This is a genomic window from Bombella sp. ESL0380, assembly GCF_009725805.1.
In the GTDB taxonomy this organism is placed as follows: domain Bacteria; phylum Pseudomonadota; class Alphaproteobacteria; order Acetobacterales; family Acetobacteraceae; genus Bombella; species Bombella apis.
The window spans coordinates 27,509-51,917 of the sequence record NZ_WNIH01000003.1; the positions used below are offsets into that span (position 1 = coordinate 27,509).

23 protein-coding genes are annotated in these 24,409 nt (G+C 58.2%); 15 read left to right on the forward strand and 8 right to left on the reverse strand.

All coding sequences use genetic code 11. From position 1 onward, the window contains the following. The first annotated feature begins 40 nt into the window (after positions 1–40). Positions 41–1,156, forward strand: a complete 1,116-nt coding sequence (locus tag GM608_RS01285) for an HlyD family secretion protein (RefSeq protein ID WP_043562047.1) — start codon at positions 41–43, stop codon at positions 1,154–1,156. An 8-nt stretch (positions 1,157–1,164) separates the two neighbouring features. After that, complete coding sequence (locus tag GM608_RS01290; protein ID WP_043562050.1) at positions 1,165–2,742, forward strand: DHA2 family efflux MFS transporter permease subunit; 1,578 nt, start codon at positions 1,165–1,167, stop codon at positions 2,740–2,742. Positions 2,743–2,771: 29 nt separating this feature from the next. Here GM608_RS01290 and GM608_RS01295 read toward each other — a convergent pair whose 3' ends face one another. Further along, a complete protein-coding gene (locus tag GM608_RS01295) occupies positions 2,772–3,455 on the reverse strand; it encodes a TetR/AcrR family transcriptional regulator (RefSeq protein WP_227449770.1) in 684 nt (227 codons plus the stop codon). 98 nt (positions 3,456–3,553) lie between these two features. Here GM608_RS01295 and GM608_RS01300 point away from each other — a divergent pair, with 98 nt between their 5' ends. Beyond that, on the forward strand, positions 3,554–5,227 hold the full coding sequence (locus GM608_RS01300) for an efflux transporter outer membrane subunit (protein ID WP_227656462.1): 1,674 nt from the start codon (positions 3,554–3,556) through the stop codon (positions 5,225–5,227). 353 nt (positions 5,228–5,580) lie between these two features. Here GM608_RS01300 and GM608_RS01305 read toward each other — a convergent pair whose 3' ends face one another. Beyond that, positions 5,581–6,309: a YfdX family protein gene (locus GM608_RS01305; protein ID WP_081563391.1), complete on the reverse strand. Its 729-nt coding sequence runs from the start codon at positions 6,307–6,309 to the stop codon at positions 5,581–5,583. A gap of 144 nt (positions 6,310–6,453) precedes the next feature. Continuing rightward, a complete protein-coding gene (locus tag GM608_RS01310; RefSeq protein WP_333644853.1) occupies positions 6,454–7,998 on the reverse strand; it encodes a carbohydrate porin in 1,545 nt (514 codons plus the stop codon). Positions 7,999–8,210: 212 nt separating this feature from the next. Between GM608_RS01310 and GM608_RS01315 the strand changes: the two genes are divergently transcribed. From GM608_RS01315 to GM608_RS01340, 6 genes are all read left to right on the forward strand, one after another. Then, a complete protein-coding gene (locus GM608_RS01315) occupies positions 8,211–9,569 on the forward strand; it encodes a cytosine permease (RefSeq protein WP_043562053.1) in 1,359 nt (452 codons plus the stop codon). A 283-nt stretch (positions 9,570–9,852) separates the two neighbouring features. Further along, a complete protein-coding gene (locus GM608_RS01320; protein WP_081563390.1) occupies positions 9,853–10,716 on the forward strand; it encodes a transporter in 864 nt (287 codons plus the stop codon). 76 nt (positions 10,717–10,792) lie between these two features. After that, positions 10,793–11,965 (forward strand): Na+/H+ antiporter NhaA, encoded by a 1,173-nt coding sequence (gene nhaA, locus GM608_RS01325; RefSeq protein ID WP_081847779.1) that lies wholly within the window; start codon positions 10,793–10,795, stop codon positions 11,963–11,965. A gap of 80 nt (positions 11,966–12,045) precedes the next feature. Continuing rightward, the gene (locus GM608_RS01330; RefSeq protein WP_086431766.1) at positions 12,046–12,837 is read left to right on the forward strand and encodes an epoxyqueuosine reductase QueH; all 792 of its coding nucleotides are present in this window, start codon (positions 12,046–12,048) and stop codon (positions 12,835–12,837) included. Between the two features lie 43 nt (positions 12,838–12,880). Further along, positions 12,881–14,044 (forward strand): glycerate kinase, encoded by a 1,164-nt coding sequence (locus GM608_RS01335; protein WP_333644854.1) that lies wholly within the window; start codon positions 12,881–12,883, stop codon positions 14,042–14,044. An 80-nt stretch (positions 14,045–14,124) separates the two neighbouring features. After that, positions 14,125–16,569, forward strand: coding sequence for a DUF3772 domain-containing protein (locus GM608_RS01340; RefSeq protein WP_333644855.1), 2,445 nt, complete (start codon positions 14,125–14,127; stop codon positions 16,567–16,569). 59 nt (positions 16,570–16,628) lie between these two features. On the opposite strand, the gene GM608_RS01345 is transcribed toward GM608_RS01340, so the two are convergent. After that, positions 16,629–16,793 (reverse strand): hypothetical protein, encoded by a 165-nt coding sequence (locus GM608_RS01345; protein WP_156878809.1) that lies wholly within the window; start codon positions 16,791–16,793, stop codon positions 16,629–16,631. Positions 16,794–17,006: 213 nt separating this feature from the next. Between GM608_RS01345 and GM608_RS01350 the strand changes: the two genes are divergently transcribed. Then, positions 17,007–18,149 carry an AI-2E family transporter gene (locus GM608_RS01350; RefSeq protein ID WP_192848586.1) on the forward strand — a complete coding sequence of 381 codons (1,143 nt, stop codon included), beginning with the start codon at positions 17,007–17,009 and terminating at the stop codon, positions 18,147–18,149. Between the two features lie 32 nt (positions 18,150–18,181). Here GM608_RS01350 and GM608_RS01355 read toward each other — a convergent pair whose 3' ends face one another. Together GM608_RS01355 and GM608_RS01360 are read right to left on the reverse strand one after the other, a co-directional pair. Beyond that, the gene (locus tag GM608_RS01355; RefSeq protein ID WP_333644856.1) at positions 18,182–20,092 is read right to left on the reverse strand and encodes a PepSY-associated TM helix domain-containing protein; all 1,911 of its coding nucleotides are present in this window, start codon (positions 20,090–20,092) and stop codon (positions 18,182–18,184) included. Beyond that, positions 20,092–20,391, reverse strand: a complete 300-nt coding sequence (locus GM608_RS01360; protein ID WP_333644857.1) for a hypothetical protein — start codon at positions 20,389–20,391, stop codon at positions 20,092–20,094. The genes GM608_RS01355 and GM608_RS01360 overlap by 1 nt, the downstream gene beginning before the upstream one ends. 496 nt (positions 20,392–20,887) lie before the next feature. Between GM608_RS01360 and GM608_RS01365 the strand changes: the two genes are divergently transcribed. The 5 genes from GM608_RS01365 (at position 20,888) to GM608_RS01385 (ending at position 23,713) form a co-directional block, all read left to right on the forward strand. After that, a complete protein-coding gene (locus GM608_RS01365) occupies positions 20,888–21,400 on the forward strand; it encodes a GNAT family N-acetyltransferase (protein ID WP_081562651.1) in 513 nt (170 codons plus the stop codon). A gap of 192 nt (positions 21,401–21,592) precedes the next feature. Further along, positions 21,593–22,084, forward strand: coding sequence for a hypothetical protein (locus GM608_RS01370; protein ID WP_081562649.1), 492 nt, complete (start codon positions 21,593–21,595; stop codon positions 22,082–22,084). A gap of 20 nt (positions 22,085–22,104) precedes the next feature. Continuing rightward, on the forward strand, positions 22,105–22,461 hold the full coding sequence (locus GM608_RS01375) for a hypothetical protein (protein WP_143539973.1): 357 nt from the start codon (positions 22,105–22,107) through the stop codon (positions 22,459–22,461). 141 nt (positions 22,462–22,602) lie between these two features. Beyond that, entirely contained in the window at positions 22,603–23,043 is a 441-nt protein-coding gene (locus GM608_RS01380) for a hypothetical protein (protein ID WP_043562073.1), read from the forward strand. Positions 23,044–23,095: 52 nt separating this feature from the next. Continuing rightward, positions 23,096–23,713: a trimeric intracellular cation channel family protein gene (locus GM608_RS01385; protein WP_043562075.1), complete on the forward strand. Its 618-nt coding sequence runs from the start codon at positions 23,096–23,098 to the stop codon at positions 23,711–23,713. Positions 23,714–23,722: 9 nt separating this feature from the next. Here the strand turns inward: GM608_RS01385 and GM608_RS01390 are convergent, their stop codons facing one another. Beyond that, positions 23,723–24,064 carry a YnfA family protein gene (locus tag GM608_RS01390; RefSeq protein WP_333644859.1) on the reverse strand — a complete coding sequence of 114 codons (342 nt, stop codon included), beginning with the start codon at positions 24,062–24,064 and terminating at the stop codon, positions 23,723–23,725. Positions 24,065–24,157: 93 nt separating this feature from the next. Continuing rightward, entirely contained in the window at positions 24,158–24,385 is a 228-nt protein-coding gene (locus tag GM608_RS01395; protein WP_052349246.1) for a hypothetical protein, read from the reverse strand. Between the last annotated feature and the right edge of the window lie 24 nt (positions 24,386–24,409).

The following is a 24,409-nucleotide window of genomic DNA, read 5'->3' on the forward strand; positions in this document are numbered from 1 at the left end:
AGGACGGGGGACGGATGATTTTCATATTCCAGAGGTGACCATGGCACAGTCCGCTACACAGTCTGATACGCAGTCTGCCACACAGGGTGGACAGGAGCAGCAGGCGGGCAGGCCGTTCAGGGACCGTGGGGCACGGAAGCTCATTCTGGTCCTTATTCTGGTCATGGTCGTGCTGGGGATCGGGCTATATCTCTTTTTCAACCGGAACAAGGTCGAGACGGATGATGCCTATGTGACAGGCCGCAAGATTTCCATTGCGGCGCATGTCAGCGGGTATGTTTCCCGCCTGCTGGTGGATGACAACCAGTTTGTGCACAAGGGTGATCTCCTCGTGCAGATTGATGGCCGGGACTATCTGGCACAATTGCATCGGGCTGAGGCTGCCGTGGCACAGGCCGAGGCGGACATGGTGTCCTACAACCTTTCTTACGCCGTGGCGCAGAAGAATTATCCCGGCCAGTTGATGGCTGCCCAGGGTGCCCTGAAAGAAGCCAAGGCCCGCCTCTTCCGGGCGCAGACGGATTATGTCCGGCAGCATCGTGTGGAACGTGCTGCTACGACCCAGCAGAATATCGACTATGCCCGTGCTGCGCTGGATGAGGCGACAGCCTCCGTTCTTCAGGCACAGGGGCAGCTGACACAGGCTGAGCCGGTGGATGCGAACATTGGCAATGCCTATGCCCATTACACACAGGCACAGGCCACGCTGAAATCAGCCCAGGCCGAGCTGGAGCTGGCCCGCCAGAATGTGGACTGGATGGACATCCGGGCCCCACGGGATGGCTGGGTGTCGCAGCGTACGGTGGAGCAGGGCAATTTCGTGCAGACAGGGCAGGAGATGTTCTCCATTGTGGCCAGGGATGTCTGGATCGTCGCCAATTACAAGGAGACCCAGCTTGCCCACATGCGGCCGGGCCAGAAGGCCGAGATTGAGGTGGATGCTTACCCCCAGCTGCATCTGAAGGGCCATGTGGATACCATACAGAAGGGGTCCGGTGAATCTTTCAGCGCTTTTCCGCCTGAGAATGCAACGGGGAACTTCGTGAAGACCGTGCAGCGCATTCCCGTGAAAATCCTGATCGACAGCGGGCTTGATGATGAACGGCCTCTTTCCTTGGGCATGTCGGTCGAGCCAACCGTCCATGTGGATGAGTGAGGCCGGCGATGGCTGACACATCGACAGAGGAGCATCACAACTGGAAGCCCAGGCACAACCCCTGGCTTGTGGCGGTTGTCGTGACGCTGGCAGCCTTCATGGAAGTGCTGGATACCACAATTGTCAACGTGGCTCTGCCGCATATCGCAGGTTCGCTGGGCAGCTCTTACGATGATGCCACATGGGCGCTGACCTCCTACCTCGTGGCCAATGGGATCGTGCTGACGATCTCGAGCTGGTTGGCGAAGCGGTTTGGAAGGAAACGGTATTTCCTCATCTGCGTGGCGATGTTCACCATGTCCTCCTTCCTCTGCGGTCTCTCCACTTCTCTTCCCATGCTGGTAATTTTCCGCCTGATGCAGGGTTTTTTTGGCGGTGGATTGCAGCCGGTGCAGCAGGCCATCATTCTGGACATTTTCCCGCCAGAGAAACGTGGCGCAGCCTTCGGTCTGACGGCCCTGGCCATCGTGGTGGGGCCGGTTCTGGGGCCGCTGGTAGGAGGATGGCTCACGGACACCTATTCATGGCGATGGATTTTTTACGTCAACGTGCCCTTCGGCATCATGACGGTCATGGCCGTGATTGCACTGGTGGAAGATCCGCCATGGGTGAAGGCCGTGAAGGAGAGGGTGGATGTTGTCGGCATCAGTCTGATCTCGCTGGGTCTTGGCTGCCTGGAGATCATGGCGGACCGTGGTGAGGATGACGACTGGTTCGGCTCGTCTTTCATCACGACCATGGCCATTATCGGGGGGCTGTGCACTCTTGGGGCCATCATCTGGCTGCTCAAGGCCAAGAATCCTCTTCTGCGGCTCAGCGTGCTGAAGGATCGCAATTTTGCCCTCGGAACATTCATGATCGGGGCTGTGGGTGTGCTGCTCTATGCGTCCGCCGTGATTGTGCCGCAGTTCGCCCAGCAGGTGCAGGGTTACACGGCCACCATTGCAGGGCAGCTCATGGCACCGGGTGGCATGGCTGTGATGGTGCTGATTCCCTTTGTGGGAATGCTGATGAAGCATGTGCAGGTCCGGTATCTCATCGGGCTGGGTTTCTTCTTCATGGCCCTGTCCTGCTTCTTCGCAGCCACGCTCTATTCCGATGTGGACTTCTGGTATCTGGTACTTTGCCGCATGAGACAGACAGCCCCACTGGCCTTTCTGTTCGTGCCCATTTCCACCATTGCCTATGCGACCTTGCCGAGGGAGCTGAACGGCGATGCTTCGGCCCTGTTCAGTATGGTAAGGAACTATTTCGGGTCACAGGCTATTTCGCTCTCTACAGCGGCGTTGACGGAAATGCGTCAGGTTCAGCAGACGGATGTGTCCTCACACGCCATTGCCTCACGGCCAGAGTTCCGAAACTATCTTTTCCATGTCCAGCAGCTGGCGGAAGCGCATGGTCTGGCCCCGCTGCGTGCCCATGCTTTTGCCGTTGCCCATATGTATCAGGAGTTTCTGCGGCAGGTGGCCATGCTGGCCTATAATCAGCTCTTCAATGTCCTGGGGATCATGGCTCTCTGTATCGTGCCGTTCTGCTTCCTCATGTCCCCGATGAAGGGCGGTGGCCAGGGGGGAGGTGGCCATTGAGAGCGGAGCAGCCCTGCCGGATGATTGTTTCAGGGAGCGTACATCCTGAGAAAACTCTCCGCCACCATGGTAGCCACGCCGTCTATGCTGTTCTGGCTGGTGTCCACGGGCAGGGAGAGGCGGCACCGGTGGATGATACGGGTCTGGCACATCGTGAGAAACTGCTCGGCAGCAAGGTCGATGTCAGAAATGACCAGTTGGCCGCCTGCATGTTTTTCTGCAAACCAGTCGGCAAGGCCGGTCAGTGTCCGGGAGACACCGTAATGCCAGAGCGTGTCTGCCAGATTGGGGAACTCGTTGGCCTCTGCCACGACGATGCGGTAGAGGCCTATGGCCTCCGGGTCGATCATCAGGGTGATGATGGTGGCCGCTGCCTGCCTGAGGGCCGTGCGCAGGTCAGGCTGAGGTGCCCGGGATACGGATTTCAGCGTGTTGAGGCGTGTGCGGCTGCGTTCTTCGAAAAAAGCCGTGAACAGATCAGCCTTGTTCTCGAAATGGTTGTAGAGCGACCCTTTGGAGACACCTGCCAGATGAGCGATCTGCGACATGGAGGTTCGCTCATAGCCCTGTTGGAGGAAAAGCTGTCCAGCACTCTGGAGTATCTGCTCGCATTTGCGGGAAGCCGCTTTGCTGTTGCGGGGTGGACAGGGGGCCGGGTGTTCGGTCTGGGTCATCGTTTTGTGGAAGGGTTGCTCCTGCGTATGGAGGGGCATGATAGGCTGCTGGGGCGGCATGGTCCATATGGGCGATCTGTTTCTGGCCCGTTTTATGTTGATAATTCTACAGGAGCTTCACAGTGAAAGACGCTCATTTGTTCCGTTCCGTCCGTAAGGGAGTGGGAAACCTGTCTTCACGCGGTTTCAGCTGGCAGCTTCTGTCTGGGGTGGCTCTGCTGGGGCTGGGGGGGTGCCTTATGGTCGGCCCTAAATATCATCAGCCGAAGGATTGGGCCCCGCCGCATTATGACCTGCATAATGGTAGCAACCAGCCGTCCGGCAAGGGGGCATCTGCTAAAGGAAATGGCCCTCATGGGGCCAATGCAGCGCCGGAGGACAGGACCAGTAAACAGGCCTCTCCCGCTTCTGTCGTGACAGAGCTGCCCATGGCGGATGCCTGGTGGAAGAGTTTTCACGACCCTGAGCTGACATCTCTGGAAGACCGTGTGGCCACGCAGAACCTGTCTTTCCTTCTGGCTACACAGAATCTGGCGCAGAGCCGGGCCCAGATGATCATTGCCGGGGCGGAGCGGTTCCCCAGTCTTTCAGCGTACGGAACCTATGTGCGCTCGCAGCACAGCTCCAAGCAGCTTCAGGAAATCTTCAAGCGTGTAGGCAAGGGGTTCCCAGACCTGCCAGCGCAGGAGGCCAATTTTCTTCAGGGCTCCCAAGAGGCCCAGGTCCCGCTGCTGAACCAGTGGCAGGACAAGATTGATGCAACCTATGAGATCGATCTCTGGGGGCGTGTGGCCTACCAGTATCAGGCGGCAAAATACCTGATGAAGATGAGCGAGGAGGAACGGCGCAGCATTCTCATTGCCCGTCAGGCCGACATGGCCCGTGATTATCTCCAGCTGCGGGGTGATCAGAAACGTCAGCGCATTCTGGCAGATAGCCATGCCACCGTGCAGAATCTGCTTTCGTTGGCGCAGAGCCGCTATAAGAGCGGGCTGGTTACGGAGCTGGATGTGGACAGCATGAAGGCCCGTCTTCATGGAATTGAGGCCCAGCAGGCCAATCTGGATGAGACAGTGGCGCGGGAGCAGAATGCCATAGCCCTGTTATTGGGCATGCCACCGCAAAGCCTGAATGAGGAGCTTGGACAGACGGCGGGTGTGCCGACTGTTCCCCCCTTCGTTCCGGCTGGTCTGCCATCGGAACTGGCCCATCGTCGCCCGGATATCCGAGAGGCGGAAGAGCATCTGCGGGAAACGGTAGCAGAAGTTGGTGAGGCCACAGCGGATTTCTATCCCAAGGTGACCGTGACGGCAGATTTCGGGTTCCAGACCCTGTCTTTCCGGGACCTTGGGTTCTGGAATGCCCGTGCCTGGAATGTCGGGCCCAGCATCTCTCTCCCCATTTTCCAGGGCGGGCGGCTTTATGGTCAGCTTCGTCTGAAAAAGGCAGCACAGCGTGCTGCAGCCGTGGAATATCGGCAGACGGTTCTTCAGGCCTGGAATGAGGTGGATAATGCCTTGCAGGCCTATCATGATGAGCAGATTCATCATGAAGGATTGGCAAAGACCGTGGATGATGAGAAGCGGGCTCTGTCTCTGGCAACCAGCCAGTATCGGGCTGGTCTGGCGACTTACCTGTCCGTTCTGGAAGCACAGGAGAAACTGCAGGAAGCCCAGCTTGATCTGGCTGCCAGTGACAGTGCGTTCGCAACGGATCTTGCCCGTCTCTACAATGCGTTGGGTGGGGGCTGGTCTGATACCCTGCCTGATAAGGAGCAGGTCAGCCAGGCAGCGCAGCCAACGACACACTGAAAAAGGGCGGGGAAACAGCCATGCAGGCGGGGAGGTTGTGCTGGCCTGCCAGCAGTGGCTGTGCATGGTTTTTCCCTCATGATCCTGCGACTCCACGGTCTTGCTGATGAGACTCGCTGTCAAGGGGAGCTATCTCTTGCCCACAGAGTTTTCCACAGGTGCGGGGGCGCAGAAAATGGCCACCTTCACTGTATTGTGTGAGTGATTATCCACACCTCTTTTTGGGGGTGTGGACTACGTGGATACCTTGTTTTGGGGCAGGATCAGGGGGGATGAATACAAGAAAACCGGCATGAATACATGCCGGTTTTCTTTTGGGGCACTCCCGTCTCCAGCAGAAACAGGAGAAAGCCTTATTTGGTTTTCTGGGCTGCAGCAGTGGCTTCGGTCACGACATTTTCGGAGACGAAGACCAGCGTGTTCAGGGCATCGTTCAGGGCCACGTTGGCAGCCTGGGGATTGTGACCCTGTGCAAAGATCAGGGCACGGTTCACAAAACCCTGGAGCTGGTTCAGCGGAGCCAGAGCAATGATGAAGTCGATGTCCTGCCCGACGAGTTGAAGGGTCTGGGCGGCCTGATCGGTCTGTCCGGCCTTCAGCTGGGCATTAGCCGTTGCCACGGCACTCTTTTTGCTGGGTTCCAGCATGTCTGTTGCGATGACCTCACCCCCGACCGGGACCCAGTCCGTCGGACCGTTCTGGGGTGTGTGGCTGCTGGAGACAGGATGCTGGGGAGCGGGGTGCAGGTCGGCTTCGGCGGCTGTGAACTGTTCACGGGCCTTGGCGGCTGCCTGGAGGTGGGTCACGGCGGCGTTGAGAGCCGGCAGGGCCTGCTCGCTCTGCCCGGCTGCGAGAAACTGCTGGGCCTGCACGATGTTCGCCATGGCCTTCTGGCCGTGTTCGGAGAGATGATGGAAGGCGCGATGCTCTTTTTTGCGCACGCTTTTCACATGCTTGCTGGAGACGGCGGCAGGGGCATTGTTGCTGGCCGGTGCGGCATCATCGGCGAAAGCGGATGTGGTCAGGGCGCCCAGGCCGAAAAGGGAAAGGGCTAGGCCCTTGTGCAGTGTATTGAAGCGCATGGAAATATCCTTGTTCATAGGATGGAGGATGCCCTCCCATGCAGATGGTTGCAGCCCTCTGCGCAGGATGCAGGTCATCCCGATCACAGTGATAACAGCTTAAAAACAGCTCATGTGCAACTGTTATGATCGGGCTGAAAATTCTCAGAAAATCTCGATATGGCTTTTGAAGCCAAGCAGAGCCGCATCCCGGAGATTGCCCTGGCCATTGGGGCGGAAGAAATATTCCAGCAGTGGCTGAAAAATGACACCCCGATAGACATGGATGGCGTAGTTGACTTCAAACACGGCGGCATGACGCTGTACGCCAGTTGCATGGTCCGGGAGGCGGCTGAACTGCTGTGTGTCCAGCATCATCGTCTCGGTGGCCTGCACACCGGGGGCAATTTTCTCGTAGGTGAAGGAAAGACCAAACGTGTCAAAGGGGCGGGAGCAGAAAATTCCACGGTCTATGAGAGCCCCATAGGCTTCCCATTCCCGCAGGGCGATCCGTTTATCATTATAGAGGAACCCCCCCAGCAGCGTGATGCCCCGTTTGCTGCTGTGGTAATGGTTCAGGATATGCTGGTCGGCCATGAACCAGGCGCCGTAACCGTCATGCCGTGTGCGGGGTCTGCCATGGGTCAGGGCGTAGGGACGTCCCTGCTCATCAAGATAATTGTCGGGGCTAGGGGCGGTCATCATCACGCCGCCGACCTTGTAATGCCCGGGATGGTTTTTGCCGAAGAGGGGCTCCCATCCCATTTCAAAGGGGAGGCGGAACCCGTTGATGTTGCCGCCATTGAACTTGAAGCCGGTACGGTGCTGCTCGTTCTTGTAGATGCCGTTTTCTCCGGCATAGAGGCCGCTCTGTATATAAAGGAAGCGGGAGGGACGGACCCGGATGCGCCCAGCCCAGACAGCTGCAGGATAACCGCTGACAAAGCTGCTGTCCGTGGCGGCCTTGGGCCGTCCGCAGATGCTGCCATTCTGGAAGTTGCAGAAGAGGGGGCTGTTCTGGAAGTCCGACATTTCCGCCATGCGGCCGGCAGCGATGGCAAGGCGGCCATTGAACAGGTCTTCTTCACCATAGGCCATGACGAGATGGACAACCACATTGCCGCCACCGCCGTAATCTTCCGATGCATGGTTCAGCCAGTCACCAAACATGCGGTTGGCTGTTGTTCCATAGCGGCCGACAACAATGCTGTGTGTGGAAAAACCCCGCAGCCCGATGAGCTGTTCCCAGTTTATGTTGAGTGAGGCGGCATATTGCCCGGCATTGCTGGCACCCTGTTTGTAGGGTGCGAAATGCTGGGAGTTGGGATAGTTTTTCTTGGGCGGCGTGATGGCCCCGGCAAATTCATTCGTGTTGTCGAGGAGGAGGGCAATGCCCCGTTTGCGCAGCCAGTCCGTCATGCCAAAGCCATGGGGAAAGAGGGCCTCCGGCCTGCCAAAGGGAGGAACCGAGGTCGTATAGCCGCCATGGGCAGGCAGGGGGGTATCAACCCGGAGCAGGGGTTCGTTACCGACGATTTCATCAAGTACCTGTGCCTGCGCACCGGGGGTGGCGAAGCAGAAGAGGGCGACTGGCAGCAGCCAGGACCAGTGCCTGGCCAGCTTTTTGAGAAAAACTGATGAATAACGGCGTAGTTCTTTTAGAGAAATGGGTACGTTCTGCCGTATGGGGCAAGAGAATATGGCAGGCATAATAGTCCCCATTTCTATAAAAAGAACCCTGATGGTACGAAATTGCCCCCAAGAAAGAGCGCATTGTTGCGGAATTTGTTAAAGAAGTTTGGGTAAAACTTCAAAGTCTATCTTCCACCTCTGGATATTTTTCAGTCTGACCTGCTGTCTGGACGGGACTGCCATGAAGTAACCTCTTTTCACGCCTCTGGGAGTGTGGGAAAAGCGGGGCCATGAGTACCCATATGGAAACCCATACCATTCACCCCGTTCCTCAGGCGCATCGTCACGGGCGGGTAGCGGACCTGTTCTCGGTCTGGTTCAGTGCCAACATGACATTGCTGACGGTTGTTACCGGGGCCCTGGGGCCAGCCGTATTCGGGCTGTCGCTCATCTGGTCCGTTTTGGCGCTGGTGCTGGGTAATGTGGTGGGGGCTGTCTTCATGGCGCTCCATGCGGCACAGGGCCCGCGTCTGGGTGTGCCCCAGATGGTGCAGAGTCGGGGGCAGTTTGGCGTTTATGGGTCGGTGCCGATCATCCTGCTGGTCGTGCTCATGTATATCGGTTTTGCTGCTTCCAACTGTGTCGTGGGGGGAGAAGCCCTGGCGCATGTGCTGCCTGTCTTCCAGGGCAGCAGGGGGGTCTGGCTCATTGCGGTGCTGACACTTCTGCCCTGCATGATGGGGTACAGGGCCATCCATGTCTGTTCCCGTCTGGCCAGCTGGATTTCCATTGTAGCGGTCATTTATGCCATCGGTTGTGGGCTGGGCGGGTTTTCCCGCACATTGCTGGCAGACATGCACGGCACGGTAGCCGGATTCTTCGGAGCCTTTTCCGTTTCGGCTCTCTGGCAGATCGCCTATGCCCCTTATGTTTCCGATTCTTCCCGGTATCTGCCGGATGAGGCCGGGTCCGGCCGGCAGGCCTTCTGGGCGACCTATGGGGGAACTGTCATCGGGGCTGTTCTGCCCATGGTGCTGGGGAGCCTGCTGTCACTGAGCTATCCGTCCCTGCCGCTGGCTGGAGCGCTCTCCCTGACGGGCGGCCATATGGGCAATATCGTTCTTCTGGTGCTGGCACTGGCCATTCCGCTGGCCAATGCCATGAGTGTCTATTGTGGAGCGTTGTGCAGCCTTACTCTGGTGCAGACCTTTTGGCCGTCGTGGCGTGCCGGCCTGTGGGGGCGGCTGGTCATGACGGTTCTTCTGCTGGGGGCGGCCCTGGTCATGAGCCTTGGCATGGTTGGTGACTTCCTGAAGGCATACACGTCGTTTCTGGATGTACTGATGGCAGTGCTCGTGCCGTGGACGGCAATCAATCTGTGCGATTATTACCTGCTGCGCCATGGCGAGTATGATGTCATGGCCTTTTTCAGGGCGGATGGTGGACCGTATGGGCGGTTCAATCTGCCGGTCGTGTTGATTTATCTCCTGGGTGTGCTGGTTGAACTGCCTTTCATGAAGACCGGCCCGTATACAGGGCCGCTTGTGGAAGCCCTGCATGGAGTGGATATTTCATGGATTGTCAGTCTGCTGGTGACGGCCGTCGTGTATTACCTCTGGGTGAGACGATGTGACGGGGTGAGAGCCTGAGCTTTATCTGGTCGTATGAGGGGTTTCATTGGGGTCTGATGTAAGTTGTACTGACAGGGTACTATTATATTTGTAATTGATCTGACTTGTTAAAAGAGAACCGATCCTTCTATACAGGCAGAAGCCGTTTTAGACTGGCCATCCCTGTGGGGGTGGCAGGGGACGTGATGCAGCTCTTTTGTTGACGGCCGGGCCCTGCGTCATGTCTGCTCTGTGGGGAAGGCTCTGCATGCTGTGGCTGAGGAGGGTGAGATCACCGGGTGGGCTGCTGGTGCTGGGTGGCATGGTCGTGTTCTGGCTGCTGTCGTCTGCTTCGGCAGAAGCATCGGACATCACGTTTGCCGTCATTGGTCCGCATGAATATGACCTGCCAGTGGATTTCAAGCCTTTCAATGTATTCGTCCAGTATGGTGACGGGAATGCAGCAGGAAATTATTATGATGGGCAGGGGGCCAGAAAGCCGGAACGGGGCAGCCATACATGGTCTGGCCTGAGCAAATACGTCCATTTCTGGACGTTTGATTCCATTCCTCATGTCGGTTTTGCCTATGAAGTCATCCAGACGGAAAGTTACCGTCTGGCGGATGGCACAAATTATGGTGGATTGGGGCCGACCATCACAGGGCCTGCGGTGTGGTTCAAACCGAATGAACACAGCACGTTCGGTATCCAGACCTTCATGCAGACACCCAGCGCCACCCGGAAAGTCCTGAACCCGCAATACTGGTCCAATCTTTCAAGCTTCATGTTTGATTATGAGTGGAAACATTTCAGTTTCGGTGGAGACCTCGGGGCTGTGGTGGCTTCGACCATGCATGTCAGAGGGGAACATTCCTATCATCCGGGGACGGCCTTTCACAGCAATCTGCGTTTCAGCTGGAAAGCCAGCCGCAGGTGGGAGCCATTTTTCTCCATGGACTGGCAGAACAATGCCGGCTGGCATGACAACACGCTGGGGCGTTCTGTGGCGGACAGCAGTAGCCGGGAGGTTACGCTGGGCGTGGGATTGATGTGGAACATCAATCCCCGGCTTAACATCACGACCCGCTATGCCCATTCGGTGGACGGACGTTATGTACCGGAGACCAACGCTTATTATTTCAAGCTGGTTTATCTGTTTGAGGGGGCCCTGTTCTCACATTACTGACCGTCTTGCAGGTGGTAGAGATTTTTTCCCCGGAGCGCTGTAAGAGGGGAGCGGTCTCGACAGCCATAAAAGGACGATGATGACGGCAACATGCAGACATCGGTTTCTGACGCCGGAAACAGGCGGCCCCTGCCTTCTGCTGGTCATGGCGCTGGCAGGTTTCATCCTAGCCAATTCACCATGGCGGTCTTTTTATGCGCTGCTGGCCAAGCCTCTGGGACCTGTCCCGTTGGGGGATGGCCTGTCACCCTTCTGCCTGCCCAGCGTTGCAGAGCTGGTCACCATTGGGCCGATGACGCTGTTTTTCCTCACCATTTCGCTTGAGCTGAAAAAGGAACTGACAGCCGGACACCTTGCAGAATTTCGCCAATGTCTTCTGCCCTGTCTTTCTGCTCTGGGAGGTGTGGTTGTTCCAGCAGGGCTGTATGCGCTGATCGCTGCACCTGACCCTGCCCTGCGGTCAGGCTGGGCCATTCCCGTTGCAACGGATGCAGCTTTTACGCTGCCTGTACTGTTGGCGCTGGGGCGGCGTGTTTCGGAAGGAGGGCGGGTCTGGCTGATGGCACTGGCCATTTTTGATGATGTGCTGGGCATTTTCATCATCGCCCTCTTTTATGGTGGAACACCGCATGCCATGCCGCTTTTCGGTACGGTCATCCTTGTGGGCATGATGGCCTGTGCCGGCTGGCGGGGTGTCCGTTGCCTGTGGTTTTATGGCATTGGCGGAGGGCTTCTGTGGATTTGCCTGAAGGAAGCGGGGCTGCATCCCACATTGGCGGGTGTCGTGGTGGGGCTCTGCCTGCCGACCGCCCGGCATGATGGCCCGTCTCCTCTGGAGCGTGTGGAGCATGGTCTGGCGCCGTGGGTCACATGGGGGGTGTTGCCGCTGTTCGGTTTTGTCATGGTGGGTGTGCCGTTGGCTGATACGTCTCTCACGAGCCTTGATCTGCGTCTGATCGTGGCTGTTGTGGTGGGGCTGGTATTGGGCAAGACGGCCGGAATTTTCGGCATGACGTGGCTTGCCATACGGTGCCGCCTGGCTTCTCTTCCGGCCCGGACATCATGGCCGATGCTTTTTGGTCTGTGCCTGCTCTGTGGGTTGGGTTTTACCGTCAGTCTTTTCATGGCTTCGCTGGCCTTTCCTGCTTCGGGCCTGCTCATATCCAGCAAGATCGGTATTTTTCTCGGCTCTTTCATGGCCGTGGCCAGTGGCTGGTTCTGGTTGAGATGCGTGGTGAAAGAGACGTGAAGCTCTATCTACTCGACAGTTCTGCCGTGCCTCTGTATGGGGGCGGGCGTGTGCTGATGATCGGATAGAGGAACTCACTGATGAGCCATGAGCGGACAGACCGGCCGGATGCCCTTCATGACCCGGCCTGTGATGGAACGACACATGCCGGAGTGGCCAGCCCGACCGGTAGGGAACGTGGCTATGCAGCCCGGAAAAAGCGCCGTGTGTCTGCTCCGCTGACACCGTCCGGCAGGCCGGTTCTGGAGCCTCCGGGTGGGCAGAAAAAGGTGCTGCTTCACTCCTGCTGTGCCCCCTGCTCTGGTGAGGTGATGGAGGCGATGACGGAATCAGGCATCGACTACACCATCTTCTTCTATAATCCGAACATCCATCCAGAGCGGGAATATCTTCTGCGCAAGGAAGAGAATGTCCGGTTTGCCGAGGCACACAACATCCCGTTCGTTGATGCCGATTATGACAGGGACAACTGGTTTGAGCGGGCCAAGGGCATGGAATGGGAGCCGGAGCGTGGCATACGCTGCACGATGTGCTTCGACATGCGTTTTGAGCGCACGGCCCTGTATGCGCATGAGCACGGGTTTCCTGTCATGACGAGTTCTCTGGGCATTTCACGCTGGAAGAACATGGCCCAGATCAATGATTGTGGTGCCCGGGCCGTGGCGCCCTATGATGGGTTGTCCTACTGGGACTTCAACTGGCGCAAGGGGGGAGGCTCTGCCCGCATGATCGAGATCAGCAAGCGGGAGAGATTCTACAAACAGGAATATTGTGGCTGTGCCTATTCCTTGCGGGATACGAACAATTTCCGGCGTTCAAAAGGGCGGCCCGCCATCGTGCTGGGAGAGGAATTCTACGGCGAAGAAGACTAGACCTTTTCCTGCCCGGGGAGCACCCTGAAGGCAGGAGGGACGTATGAAAATTGCCATTGTCTGTGATTCCTTCAAGGAAAGTCTGGCCCCACTTGAGGTGGCTGAGGAGATAAAAGCAGGTTTCTCCCGCGTGTTTCCTGAAGCATCGTATATCTGTCTGCCTATGGCAGATGGTGGAGAGGGAACAGTGGAAGCCCTCGTGCAGGGTACGGATGGTAAACTGGTGCATTGTTCCGTCACGGGGCCGCTGGGGATGCCGGTTCCTGCTTTTTTCGGCATCAGCGGTGATGGGCAGACGGCGATCATCGAGATGGCAGCAGCGGCGGGCCTTCCCCTGCTCCAGCCAGAAGAGCGTGATCCCTTGCGGACGACCACTTATGGAGTTGGGCAGCTCGTTCTTGCCGCTCTGGAACATGGGTGCCGACATGTCATTCTCGGCCTGGGGGGCAGTGCTACCAATGATGGAGGGGCCGGGTTTGCGCAGGCTCTCGGGGCCCGCCTGCTCGATCAGCAGGGGCAGGAGCTGCCGCCTGGTGGTGGGGCTCTGGCCAGGCTGGCGGATGTGGACCTTTCCGGTCTGGACAGACGCCTGTCTGACATCACGCTGGAAGGGGCCTGCGATGTGACCAGCCCTCTGACAGGGCCGCGGGGGGCCTCGCATGTTTTTGGTCCCCAAAAAGGGGCTGGACAAGAGGATGTGATTCTTCTGGATGATGCCTTGGCGCATTATGCCCGTATCCTGGCCCTTCGGTGTGGGAAGGATGTGGCGGCTGTGCCCGGGGCCGGTGCTGCGGGGGGATTGGGCGCGGGGCTTCTGGCTTTTACGAAGGCACGGCTGCGGCCAGGTGTGGAGATTGTTGCAGACCAGCTTCAGCTGGCTGCCCGTTTCAGGGATGTGGACCTTGTCATCACCGGGGAGGGCCGGATGGATGGCCAGAGTGCCCAGGGCAAGGCTCCCATGGGGGTTGCTCAGGTTGCCAGAGCCCAGGGGCGGCCTGTCATTGCCATTGTCGGTTCTACGGGAGAGGGTGTGGACAGGATGCATCAGGTGGGCATTGATGCTTTCTTTGATACGGTTCCACGTCCCGAGGCGTTGCCGGTCGTGCTGGCGCAGGCCCGTGAGAATGTCCGTCGTACAGCAGAGAATGTCGCCGCTGCGATACGGACAGGGATGGAGATGGGACGGAACCTGTCGGGATCATCTTGAAGGTAACATAACTCTACCATATTTCTGTGTTCGTTTGCCCAGCAGGTCATGAATCAAGACATTGGAAACAAGCAGGTTTTATGAAGCGTTATTCTGTTCGTCAGATCATGGTGAGCATGGGGGCAGGCCTTGGGCTGGTTGCCATGCTGGCGGCTCCTGCGCAGGGCATGGCCGCCAGTGCTTCTGACAAGGTGGATTCCGGGTCAGCCCCGGCGCACGCTGCGCCCGTCGGGACAGTTTCCCTGCCTCTGGGGCAGCCGGAAGGTGATTTTGGCTGGGCCGGTGTGTCGGGGGCATTGCGGACCCAGCTGGACCAGGACCAGACGACCTTGCGGACGGTTGGTGCCGCTCTGGGGGGACTGAAGGGGCTGCCTGCCGGGCGGTTGCTGGATTCCTACACGCAGCAGGTGGCGAAGGTCCGCCAGCATGTGACGGACGGGATGGCGCAGATCCAGGCTTATGAGGGCTCCATCAATTCCCTGCTGAAGGTTCTTGGCGACAAGGCCGAGGATGGGGAGGATGCTTCCATCACCCGGCAGCGTGTCACGGCCCGCAAAACCTCCATGGGGATTACGGCTCTTCTGGTGCGGATGCGTGTCTGTGATCTTCAGACCCGCCAGCTGGAAGGTCAGCTGGACGACCTGCGCCGCAAGGTCCAGCAGGGAGCGCTGGTACGGCATGTCGATTCTCCTCTGGGGGTCGGTTTCTGGCGGCGGGCCCTGTCGGATGGTTATGCGACATTCCGGGATATGGGGCAGGATGAGCCGAGGGCACTGGTTGGTGTTCTGGGTATTGGCTGCCTGGTCATGCTGTTTGGCTTCGTGCTGAGGCAGCTGGCGACCCGTGTTCTTGCTTCAGCCCGGGGGCAGGCGAGCTGGGGGGGCGTGATCCGCAGCCAGCGTGCCCTGGGGAGCGTGTTGGCCGGTGTCTTGTGTGGTCTGCTGGCGGAAATCCTCTGGCAGGGCTGGCAGCTTGTGGGTTTCGACAGTGATGGCGTGCCCGCCATGCAGGGTGCGTATCTGACACAGGCACTGCCGGTGTGTGGTTTCATCATCGGGGCCGGGGTGTCCCTCAAGCGCTGGCTTCTGGGCAGGGCGTGCCTGCCGTGCAGTCTGCTTCTCGGTGGAGGAATTTTGTTCTACGGAGCGTTGCGGACGGCCGAAGTCAGCCGCGATGTCGGCCCCGGGCTGGATGCCGTGCTGGAAGGAGCATTTGCGCTTTCCACATCCATCCTGCTGTATCTGACGTGCCGCTCCAGCAAACGTGACCAGAAAAACGGGGCGGCTCTGGGTGATGTGGAGGCAGGCAGTACGGGGCAGGATATTGGTGCCGTACTGATCCAGCATATTCCCCTGCATGGTGTTTCTGCCCTGCTCATGGGGGTGACGGCCGTTGCCGTTCTGAGTGGTTATATCTCCTTTGCTTTCCTGCTGAATGACTGGGTGCTGACGCTGCTTTATGCCTTTGGGGCCGTCATGCTGCTCATGCAGGCGTGGCGGGACTTTTCACAGTTCCTCTTTTCGGCACAGAGCCGTCTTGGGCGGCTGTGGACCGAGCTGGAGCTGAGTGCCCGCCGTCTTGCGCAGATGGAGGTTATCACCACGGCGCTGGTTGGTCTCAGCCTTGTCATGGTATTCATTGCCCTGTTGCAGGGCAGAAATGGTGTTTCCTTCATCGGGACATGGCGGCAGTTGGAGCATGTCTTTGGTGGGGGTATCCTGTTTGGTGTGCCCGTCTCGCCAAGGACGATAGTGGGAGCGGCCCTGCTGCTGGTGGGCGTTTATTACGCCATACGGTTTTTGCAACAGTGGCTGCAGACACGTCTGTTCCCGGTCACGTCCCTGGATAATGGGGCACGGACATCCATCATCAGCATTCTGACTTATACATTGTGGATCGCTGCGGGGCTCAAGCTGTTGGCCATGATCGGCATTTCCGTACAGAATCTGACATGGGTTGTCAGTGCGCTGTCAGTGGGTGTGGGTTTTGGTCTCCAGTCCATCGTCAAAGACTTCATTTCTGGTCTGATCCTGCTGGCGGAACGTCCGGCCCAGGCTGGGGACAAGATCACCATCAGTGGCAATACGGGGGTGATTCAGCGTGTGAATGTCCGGGCAACGGATATCCGGCTGAGTGATGGAACGACACTCATTGTTCCCAACTCCCAGTTTATCACGGCGAATGTGCAGAATTACAGTGCGGGTCATAATCCGCTGAAGATGAGCCTTGTTTTCGCTGTACCGACCAATGTGAGTGTGGACAAGGTGAAGGCGCTTTTCATGCTTGTCGTGGCGGATCAGCCGGATGTTCTGAAGGACCCGGCCCCGCAGAGCTGGCTGGGCGACAAGGTGGGGGATACGGTTTCTGCGACGCTGGCGATCTATGTTGCACGGGGCACGAACAGTGATGCCGTGAGAACGGCTGTTGTCTCCGGGGTGTTGGCACGTTTCAGCCAGGAAGGTATCAGCCTCATGGTGCCGCAGGTTTCTATGACGCTGCCATCTGATGATGGGTCCCAGACATGAAAAAAAAGCCAGGGTGATTGGCACCCTGGCTTTCCATGCCACTGTCGTGCAGGGAGGTTTTACTTACCGTCGACGGAACGGGCAATTTCAGCCACGAGCTTGAGAAGGTAGGCACGGTCGATCTTGGTGTTCGGACCTTCGATGCGGACCACATCCTGCACCAGAGCGAAGATGAGGTCTTCGCGGGTCATGCTGCGGGCGATATTGTTTTCTTTCTGAGACATGCAGGTAAATCCTCTCATGTGGTGAATTGGCAACGCCGGGTAGACGATACCGTGCCGGTATCCGTCCCAGCAATCTTTTAGCAGTTTTCATTGAGATAGGTCACGAGGTGTGGATGAAAAGATTGTAACCATAGTCATGGTACCGGTCTTCCATCTTTCCCGGGATTCTATTTTATTGGGGCCATACAGGCACCTTTTTGCTCAGGATAGGTCATGATAACGCGTTTCAGGAATTTCTTTGCTTCAGCCGAGGCTACGACCCGGGCTGCGGTCAGCCCGGTCCGGCCAGTACTGACCGCTCTGGCCGTGGGGCTTCTGCTTCTGGCCGCGGTATGGATCATCCATCCTTTCCTGCCCCCCATTCTCTGGGGGGCAACGATTTCTGTCACGCTCTGGCCGCTGGTTCAGCGGTTGCAGACCATATGCTTTGGCAGCCGGTCAGCGGCGGTCTTTTTTACCGTCCTGGCCGCCATGATCATCTTCTTCCTGCCTGCCGTGCTGGTGATCGTCATTTTTGCACGGCATGTTGATGCCGTGTCCCATTTCATTGGGATCCTGCCGACAATACAGCTGCCAGCAGCGCCCGCCTGGGTGGGGCGTATCCCTTACGTTGGGGGCAATATCATTCCGTTCTGGGATCATCTGCGGGAAAACAGCCTGCCGGAGCTGCTGAAACAGGTCATCCCGTCGCCAGAGAAGATCCTGCATGTTCTTCTGGCATCAGCGGGCAGCTTTGGGTCTCTTTTGCTGGAATTCGCTCTGACATTGATCGTCATGGTGCTGCTGCTGGGCCGGGCGGAGGGCATCATCATGCTTCTGGACCGGATTGGTGGTCAGCTTGGCGGCAGAAAGGGACGTGCCCTGCTGAAGCAGGCCGAGATCACGACACGAGGTGTTGCTCTGGGTGTCACGCTGACAGCCATTCTTGAATCACTGTTCGGCTGGGTTGGCCTGATGGCCGCCGGTATGCCGATGGGCAGTGTCGTGGCGGCGGTCATGTTCATTTCCTGTGTTCTACAGTTCGGTGGGGCATGGGTGATGATTCTCAGCACCGTCTGGCTTTATTTTACGGCACCGTTGATGCACGCCATTATCATGCTGCTGTTTGCGCTTGTGGTGATTGCAGGAGACAATTTCCTTCAGCCGCTCATCATTCGCCGGTATGTGCGGATTTCTGTCATCGTTATCATGGTGGGCGCTTTTGGTGGGTTGTCCACATTGGGTTTTGCTGGTGTCTTCATCGGTCCAACCCTGCTTTACCTGACGGAGACGATGATTCGGGACTGGGCGGGCCTGCCTGCTGACGATGAAAAGGCGGGTCAGGCTGATGCTTCAGCCGATGCCTCCGAGAGCTGAGCATGTATCAGGCCGGCTTCCGCTGGGGGGTATCACCTGCCAGTGGGAGCGACCTGTTTCCAACGGTAGAGCGTGAGAAGACTCCCAGCCCAGAGGGCCAGACTGGCAAAGCTGAAGGCGATGGTCAGTTCTGCCGCAAGAGGGGTCTGCACGGCTGTATGACGCATAAGCACAATTGTGACGGCTCCCGAAAGACAGAAGGCCGCAAGGGCCAGAATGATCCCGCGGCATAAGGCTCTGGGCAGCAGACAGTAGCTGACCAGTGTCAAGGCAATCAGCCCATGGTAGGCTAGGCTGGTCTGCTGGTATGAGTGTTCCATGTCCGGCGTTGAGACGCTGGACAGATGGGGGATCGGTGTCAGATGGGTCATGAGGGGGCTGATGGCGATGATGCCGCACAGCCCCAGCAGGCAGCCCAGCAGTGTCCCTTCGCTCAGACGGCCCAGCCAGAGGGTGGCGGGTGTTTCCACGCAGGATGTCTGTCCCGGTTTCCTGCGGCGGTGGGTGTTGAGCCAGAGCTGGTTGGCAGCATGGAAAAAACCGACGCCGCACAGACCCAGTGCCACATAGAGCCAGCGGACAAATTCGCCGCCAAAACTCCCGAAATGCAAGGCGAGGCACCATGTCAGGATATGGCGGGCGGGTGTTTGCTGGCCGGGTAGATTCTGGCTGTCGATCAGGTGGCCTGTTTCGGGGGTCAGCAGGACAGCGCCACGATCCCGGCCAATGAGCGGGTTCTGGAGGTCTGTTCCTTCTGCCAGCAGATAAGACTGTCCTGCTGGAGGCAGGCTCCGCTCCCCATTGGCATTGTAGAGCGGGGCATGGAGGGCAAGGCGCTCGGCCTGACTGTCCGTGCCGTGAGGGGACAGGACATAATCCAGCGTGAGGGGATGAAAATCTGGTGCCAGTTCATGCAGGAAGGACAGGGCTTTTTCGGGGGGAAGAAGCGATGATGCTGGTGGTACCTTTCTGGCAGTTGCCTGCTGGATGCCGTCATGCCTCGAGGAGACAGGGTACAGTAGCGGCGAGAAGGCAAAAAGTGCCGTTGTCAGGGCGATGATGAGGTGGAAGGGCAGGGAGCAGAGGCCGAGAAGACTGTGGAGGTCGAGCCAGAGGCGGCGGCTGTGGCCCTGCAGGCGGACGCTCATGAGGTGGCGCCATATGCCGGGCAGAAGAAGAATGACACCGGAGAGCAGCGCCAGGCCGTAAAGGAGGCAGACGGTACCGACAAGAGGCATGGCCCAGTTTTCAGGCAGTGGCAGGCCCAGACGGCGGTGCAGCCCTCCGATGAACGTGGGAACAGGGGACAGGGTCAGCTGGTGAAGGGAGGGAGTATGAGAGGCAGGCAGGCTGATGAGAATATGGGATGCTGGCAGGCCGAGGGGCAACTCTGGCCCTGTCGGGATGCTGAGGGTGGCCGTATCTGATGTTTTGAGGCCGACCCTGTAATGGAGGCCGGGGAAGATGGAGGGTAGGTCTTCTGTCCGGGATGTGAGAATCTGGTCAAGCGTTGCGGGGATGTCTGCCAGTGGAAGGGCTCCATGGTCCGGCAGAGGCGGCTGGCTCCATTGTTGGAGAGGGGCGGCAAACAGGGTCATGGTTCCGGCCAGAAAGCTCATGGAAAGCAGAGTGCCGGTTGTAATGCCGATCCAGCCATGCAGGGCGCGGTACCGGATGGCCAGATGCTGGAGCTTCTGCCACGGGCCGAGGCCGATACACAGGGTCAGCCCCGTAATCCCGGCCAGACAGGCGCCCGTCATCAGCAGGCAGAAGCCCGTCATGCCATAAGGGCGGAAACAGGGGAGGGTTATGTCTGCCCAACAGGCCGCCATGATGAAAAGAGCTGCCAGCAGGCCACCGATGCCCAATCGCAGCCACAATACGGCAGAAGGATGGGGCTGTGGGGGAACCGGCCGCCTGTCCCTGCCTCGTGATTCCTCCATCAGGACGTATGGGACTGGGTGGAAATGAGAATGGCCCAGAGGATGGGCATGATGCACAGCAGTACCATGCCAAGCCCACCAAGGCAGAAAAAGGCGGCTATGGCACCGAAGACATGAGCCCATAGCAGCCATGCCAGCCCGCTGGACAGGGCAATGCCGACCACACCGGCAGTACGGCCCAGCTTCTCGGGTCTGGGCGTATTGCCGGGGAGCTGCATCCACAGGAGCACGGCCCACACGGCCCCGGCCAGAAGGCCGCCCCAGAAGAAAACGGGCTCAGACGCAGTCTCCAGTCTCATGCTCCCTCCGGCTTCCCCGCATTCCGCCTGCTACAGGAAGGCTGGCAGGTGGATCATGCTCTGTAATGGGCCGGATTTTATGGGGAAGAGGGAAGAGACGTCAAACCTGTATAATTTATACAGGATATAAGGAGTCCTGATGTCAGGCTTCCATGCCGCACTGCCGCCGCTTCTTACTGCCGCCGGAAGGGGAGGCGTTTGCGCAGGCCGCTGAGTGGTCCTGCTGCCGCAAAACCAACGAGTAGGGAAGCTGTGACGGTCAACTGAAAAAGAAAGTGATAGGAGGACGACATGATTCTGTTCTCCAAGGCGGGGGTGATGGATGTCATCTTCAGGCATCAGTAATTAATTTTACGTAATAAAGGAATGGTTTTTTGGAGGCTTCTGCAAAAAATATGAAAGGGTGCTGTTTTTGCTGCCTGTTCTGTGGAACGTACTGCTATGGGCAGGCCCTCTGGCAGGTAGGGGAGCGGGCCCGGAAGAAGAGGAAGCAGGGATGAAGATACGGCCAGCTGAAGACAGGGACATTGCCGCCATTACCGGGATATACAACCATGCTGTCAGTACGACGACAGCCATATGGAATGACAGGGTGGTGGACAGTGCCAATCGTGCCGCCTGGCTGAAAGCCCACGATGAGGCAGGCCTTCCCGTGCTGGTGGCCGTTGATGACGGGGGTGGAGTGGCTGGTTATGCCACGTTCGGGCCATGGCGCGCCTGGGATGGCTACCGTCATACCGTGGAACATTCCGTCTATGTTCACAAGGACAGGCAGAGGGCCGGGATCGGGAGGGCTCTGATGGTGGCTCTTCTGGAAGAGGCCCGCCAGCGGGGATATCATGCCATGGTTGCCGGGATTGAATCGGGCAATGTCGGCTCCATCCGACTGCATGAACAGCTGGGTTTTGCTGTGGTTGGGCAGTGTCGGCAGGTCGGCTGCAAGTTCGGGCGCTGGCTGGATTTGACCTTCATGCAGATTCTTCTTGATGATCGCTCCAGCCCGGGCTGAAAGTCCTTCTCTGTCGGAATCTTGATTTGCACGGCAAAGCTGATGTGTGAATGTTAATTCATGTTCCGGTTGGGGAACAAAATGACAGCTTGCCGGGAAGGAGACGGTCATGGTGACAGGCTGGGCCTCCTTTGGCATCTGTGCCCTGCCGGTCTGTGACAAGTGTGGAATGATAGGGAGGTTCTGGGACTGATGATGGTACGATATGGGAAAGCCGGTCTTTATGGTGGGATGATGGCACTGGGCATGAGCTTAATGGCTGGAGCTGCCCAGGCAGAGGGCTTGGACCGTGTGTATGAGGTGCAGGCCCAGCTGTCTCCAACAGCCCTTGTGGCGGGCAACAGCACGCCAGTGGATGTGCTGAAGACCCAGATCGGCCCGAATATCCGGCAGGAACAGGATGAGAAGACGGTTTCCATCGGTCAGGACAGCTACAGGCTGGACCAGTACCGCATGAGGGTGCGTCTGCGCCATGGTGCTGGTGGCGGGTATGATGATGGTACGGTAAGCTATGTGATCTCTGCCAACCTGAGCCGGAAGAACAGCGATCATGCGACGTCCATTTTCACGCGGGTGAGAGGCGTCCTGAAGATGCATGATGGCCAGGCTACGGCTGTTCTGCCAGCCAATCGTTATTTCAAGGGGACGGTGCAGGTTGGTGCCATTGCGGCGAAGCTGTTCTGAACGTGAAGGGAGACTGGACCGTGTGGCGGTTTACGAAAGGCAGCATGGCCCTTCTGGCCTGTCTCATGGTTCCGGCTGGTGCCATGGCGGCTGGGCTGGCCCTGCCGGCTTCAGGAATCAAGGCGCCGTACAGCCCGTTGGCCATTCCAACCCGGATGACGCCCCTTGAAGATTCCCTGGAAACCCTGCTGGACAGGCAATACCGTGTTGTTGCTGCCCATCAGGCCGGAGGGGAGGAGGTGCTGGTTCTGTTCCGGGGGGATATGCCGGACAGGGCTGGAAGTACGGTCCTGTGTGCCCTGACGATGCCCAATCCTGCCAGGGATCAGAATGTCGTGACATCACGTTGCTGGGCCCTGAACCATCCTGACCGGTAAAACATGCCGTCATGCCTGTGCAAGAAAGCCGTTCTGCTGTGTGTACAGGTATGTTACTCATTCTGCGATGTCATGTGGTCCGTCATGCCTCATGTCTCTGCCCTCGGGTAGAGAAGACGGCTCAGGGAGGGAGCTATCTTTATGGTTGATTCAGTTTACAGTCTGCTTGGTTATGAGGCGGAGGTGCGCCAGCTGGGGAAGAAGATCGGGCGTTTGTCCAAGCATGAGCTTTTTTCACAGGATCTGACAGCTTTCCCTACTGCACACCCACGGGTCGAGCCCCGGCATGAGGCTTTTTATCGTGAGATCGAGGCATCCCATCTCTTTTACCGGCAGATGGTCAGCTCGATGGAGCGGGAGTTTCATGCTCTTTGTGAGTGTTTTTCATCTGAGCGCTATTATGCGGTTGATGGTGACTTCAACCATCTGATGGTGAAATTCAACGGTGATGCTGCCAACGATACGCTGGCCTCCATGCGGTTCATGAATCGTTTTATCCTCTGCCTGAAGAAGGGAGCACCCTTTGGGGAGGATGACACGCATGTCCTGTTCGCCAATTACGGGCGGCTGGTGGTCCGCTAGGCGGCAGGGCTGCATTTTTTCTGGCAGAGTGGCGCATGGCAGGGAATCCGGCATGACCTTTGATCTCTACACCACGCTGTATATCGTGGCCATCATTGCCGAGGCCATGACGGCTGCCCTGCTGGCGGGCAAGCTGGAGATGGATCTTGTAGGGGTGTTCCTGTTGGGATGGATCACCGCCTTGGGGGGAGGGTCCATCCGGGATGTGCTGCTCAACCATTATCCATTGTCCTGGGTGCGGCATCCCAGTTACCCGCTCATTACCGGGTTTGCCGCCCTGGCCACCATCATGGTGGCCCAGCACATGCACAGGTTGCGCAAACTGTTCCTGTTTCTGGATGCAATTGGCCTTGTCGTCTTTACCGTTATGGGCTGCCAGGTAGCGATGACGGAACATCTTTCTGTGGTCTGTGTCATCATTTCTGGCATGATCACGGGATGTATGGGCGGCGTGCTGCGGGATATACTCTGCAATGACATTCCGCTGCTGTTCCGGTCCGAACTGTATGGCACGGTGTCTGTCAGTACGGGGGTCGTGTTTCTCTGCTGCTCCCATATTGTGGACAACAGGAACATCGAGCTGCTGATCTCCATGATTTTTGGCATCAGTTTCCGTCTGCTCTCCATCCGCTACAACTGGACACTGCCACGCTTCAGTTATCGGTCCTGAGGCAGGTGGTCAGGTCCGGCTATGGGGGGCCAGAAGAATGAGCAGGGCTCCCACCAGGCAGAGGGCAGCCCCTGCCATGTCCCATGCATCCGGTGCCAGACCCTCCACGGCCCAGCCCCAAAAGAGGCTGGTGATGATATAGAGGCCGCCATACAGGGCATAGGCTCGCCCGGCATGGTCAGCCGGGCTGAATGTCAGCAGGATAGCGAACAGGCCGAGGCACAGCCCGCCGGGCAGGAGCCAGAGCGGGGACCGCCCCAGCCGCAGCCAGGCCCAGACAGAGAAACAGCCTGCAATTTCAGCGAAGGCCGCCAGGCCGTAGAGCAGGCAGGCAATGAGAGCATGTGACATGGCCGATGGTCCTGACGTGATGACGCTGTCTGTTCTGTAGCAGGTGAGACAGCTCACAGGCGAGGGCGGAGAGAGACGGTCTCTGCCTGGGGCTCAGGAATTATGTGAGGCTTCTTTCGCTGGGTGCCCTGGCTGGAGGTGATTTCTGGCCCAACCGACATTCAGTGCCAGCGTGGATATGCATCGGTATGGCAGTATCCAGCGGGAACCGGCCGCTGGCGGGCGGATGAACACGGTCATCAGATTGCAGAGGATGATGACCAGTGCCACGTAGTTCTGGAGACCATCGGGCAGGGTGGTGAAAAAGGAGCTGATATCCATTGGCGGTATCTCCGTGATGATAAG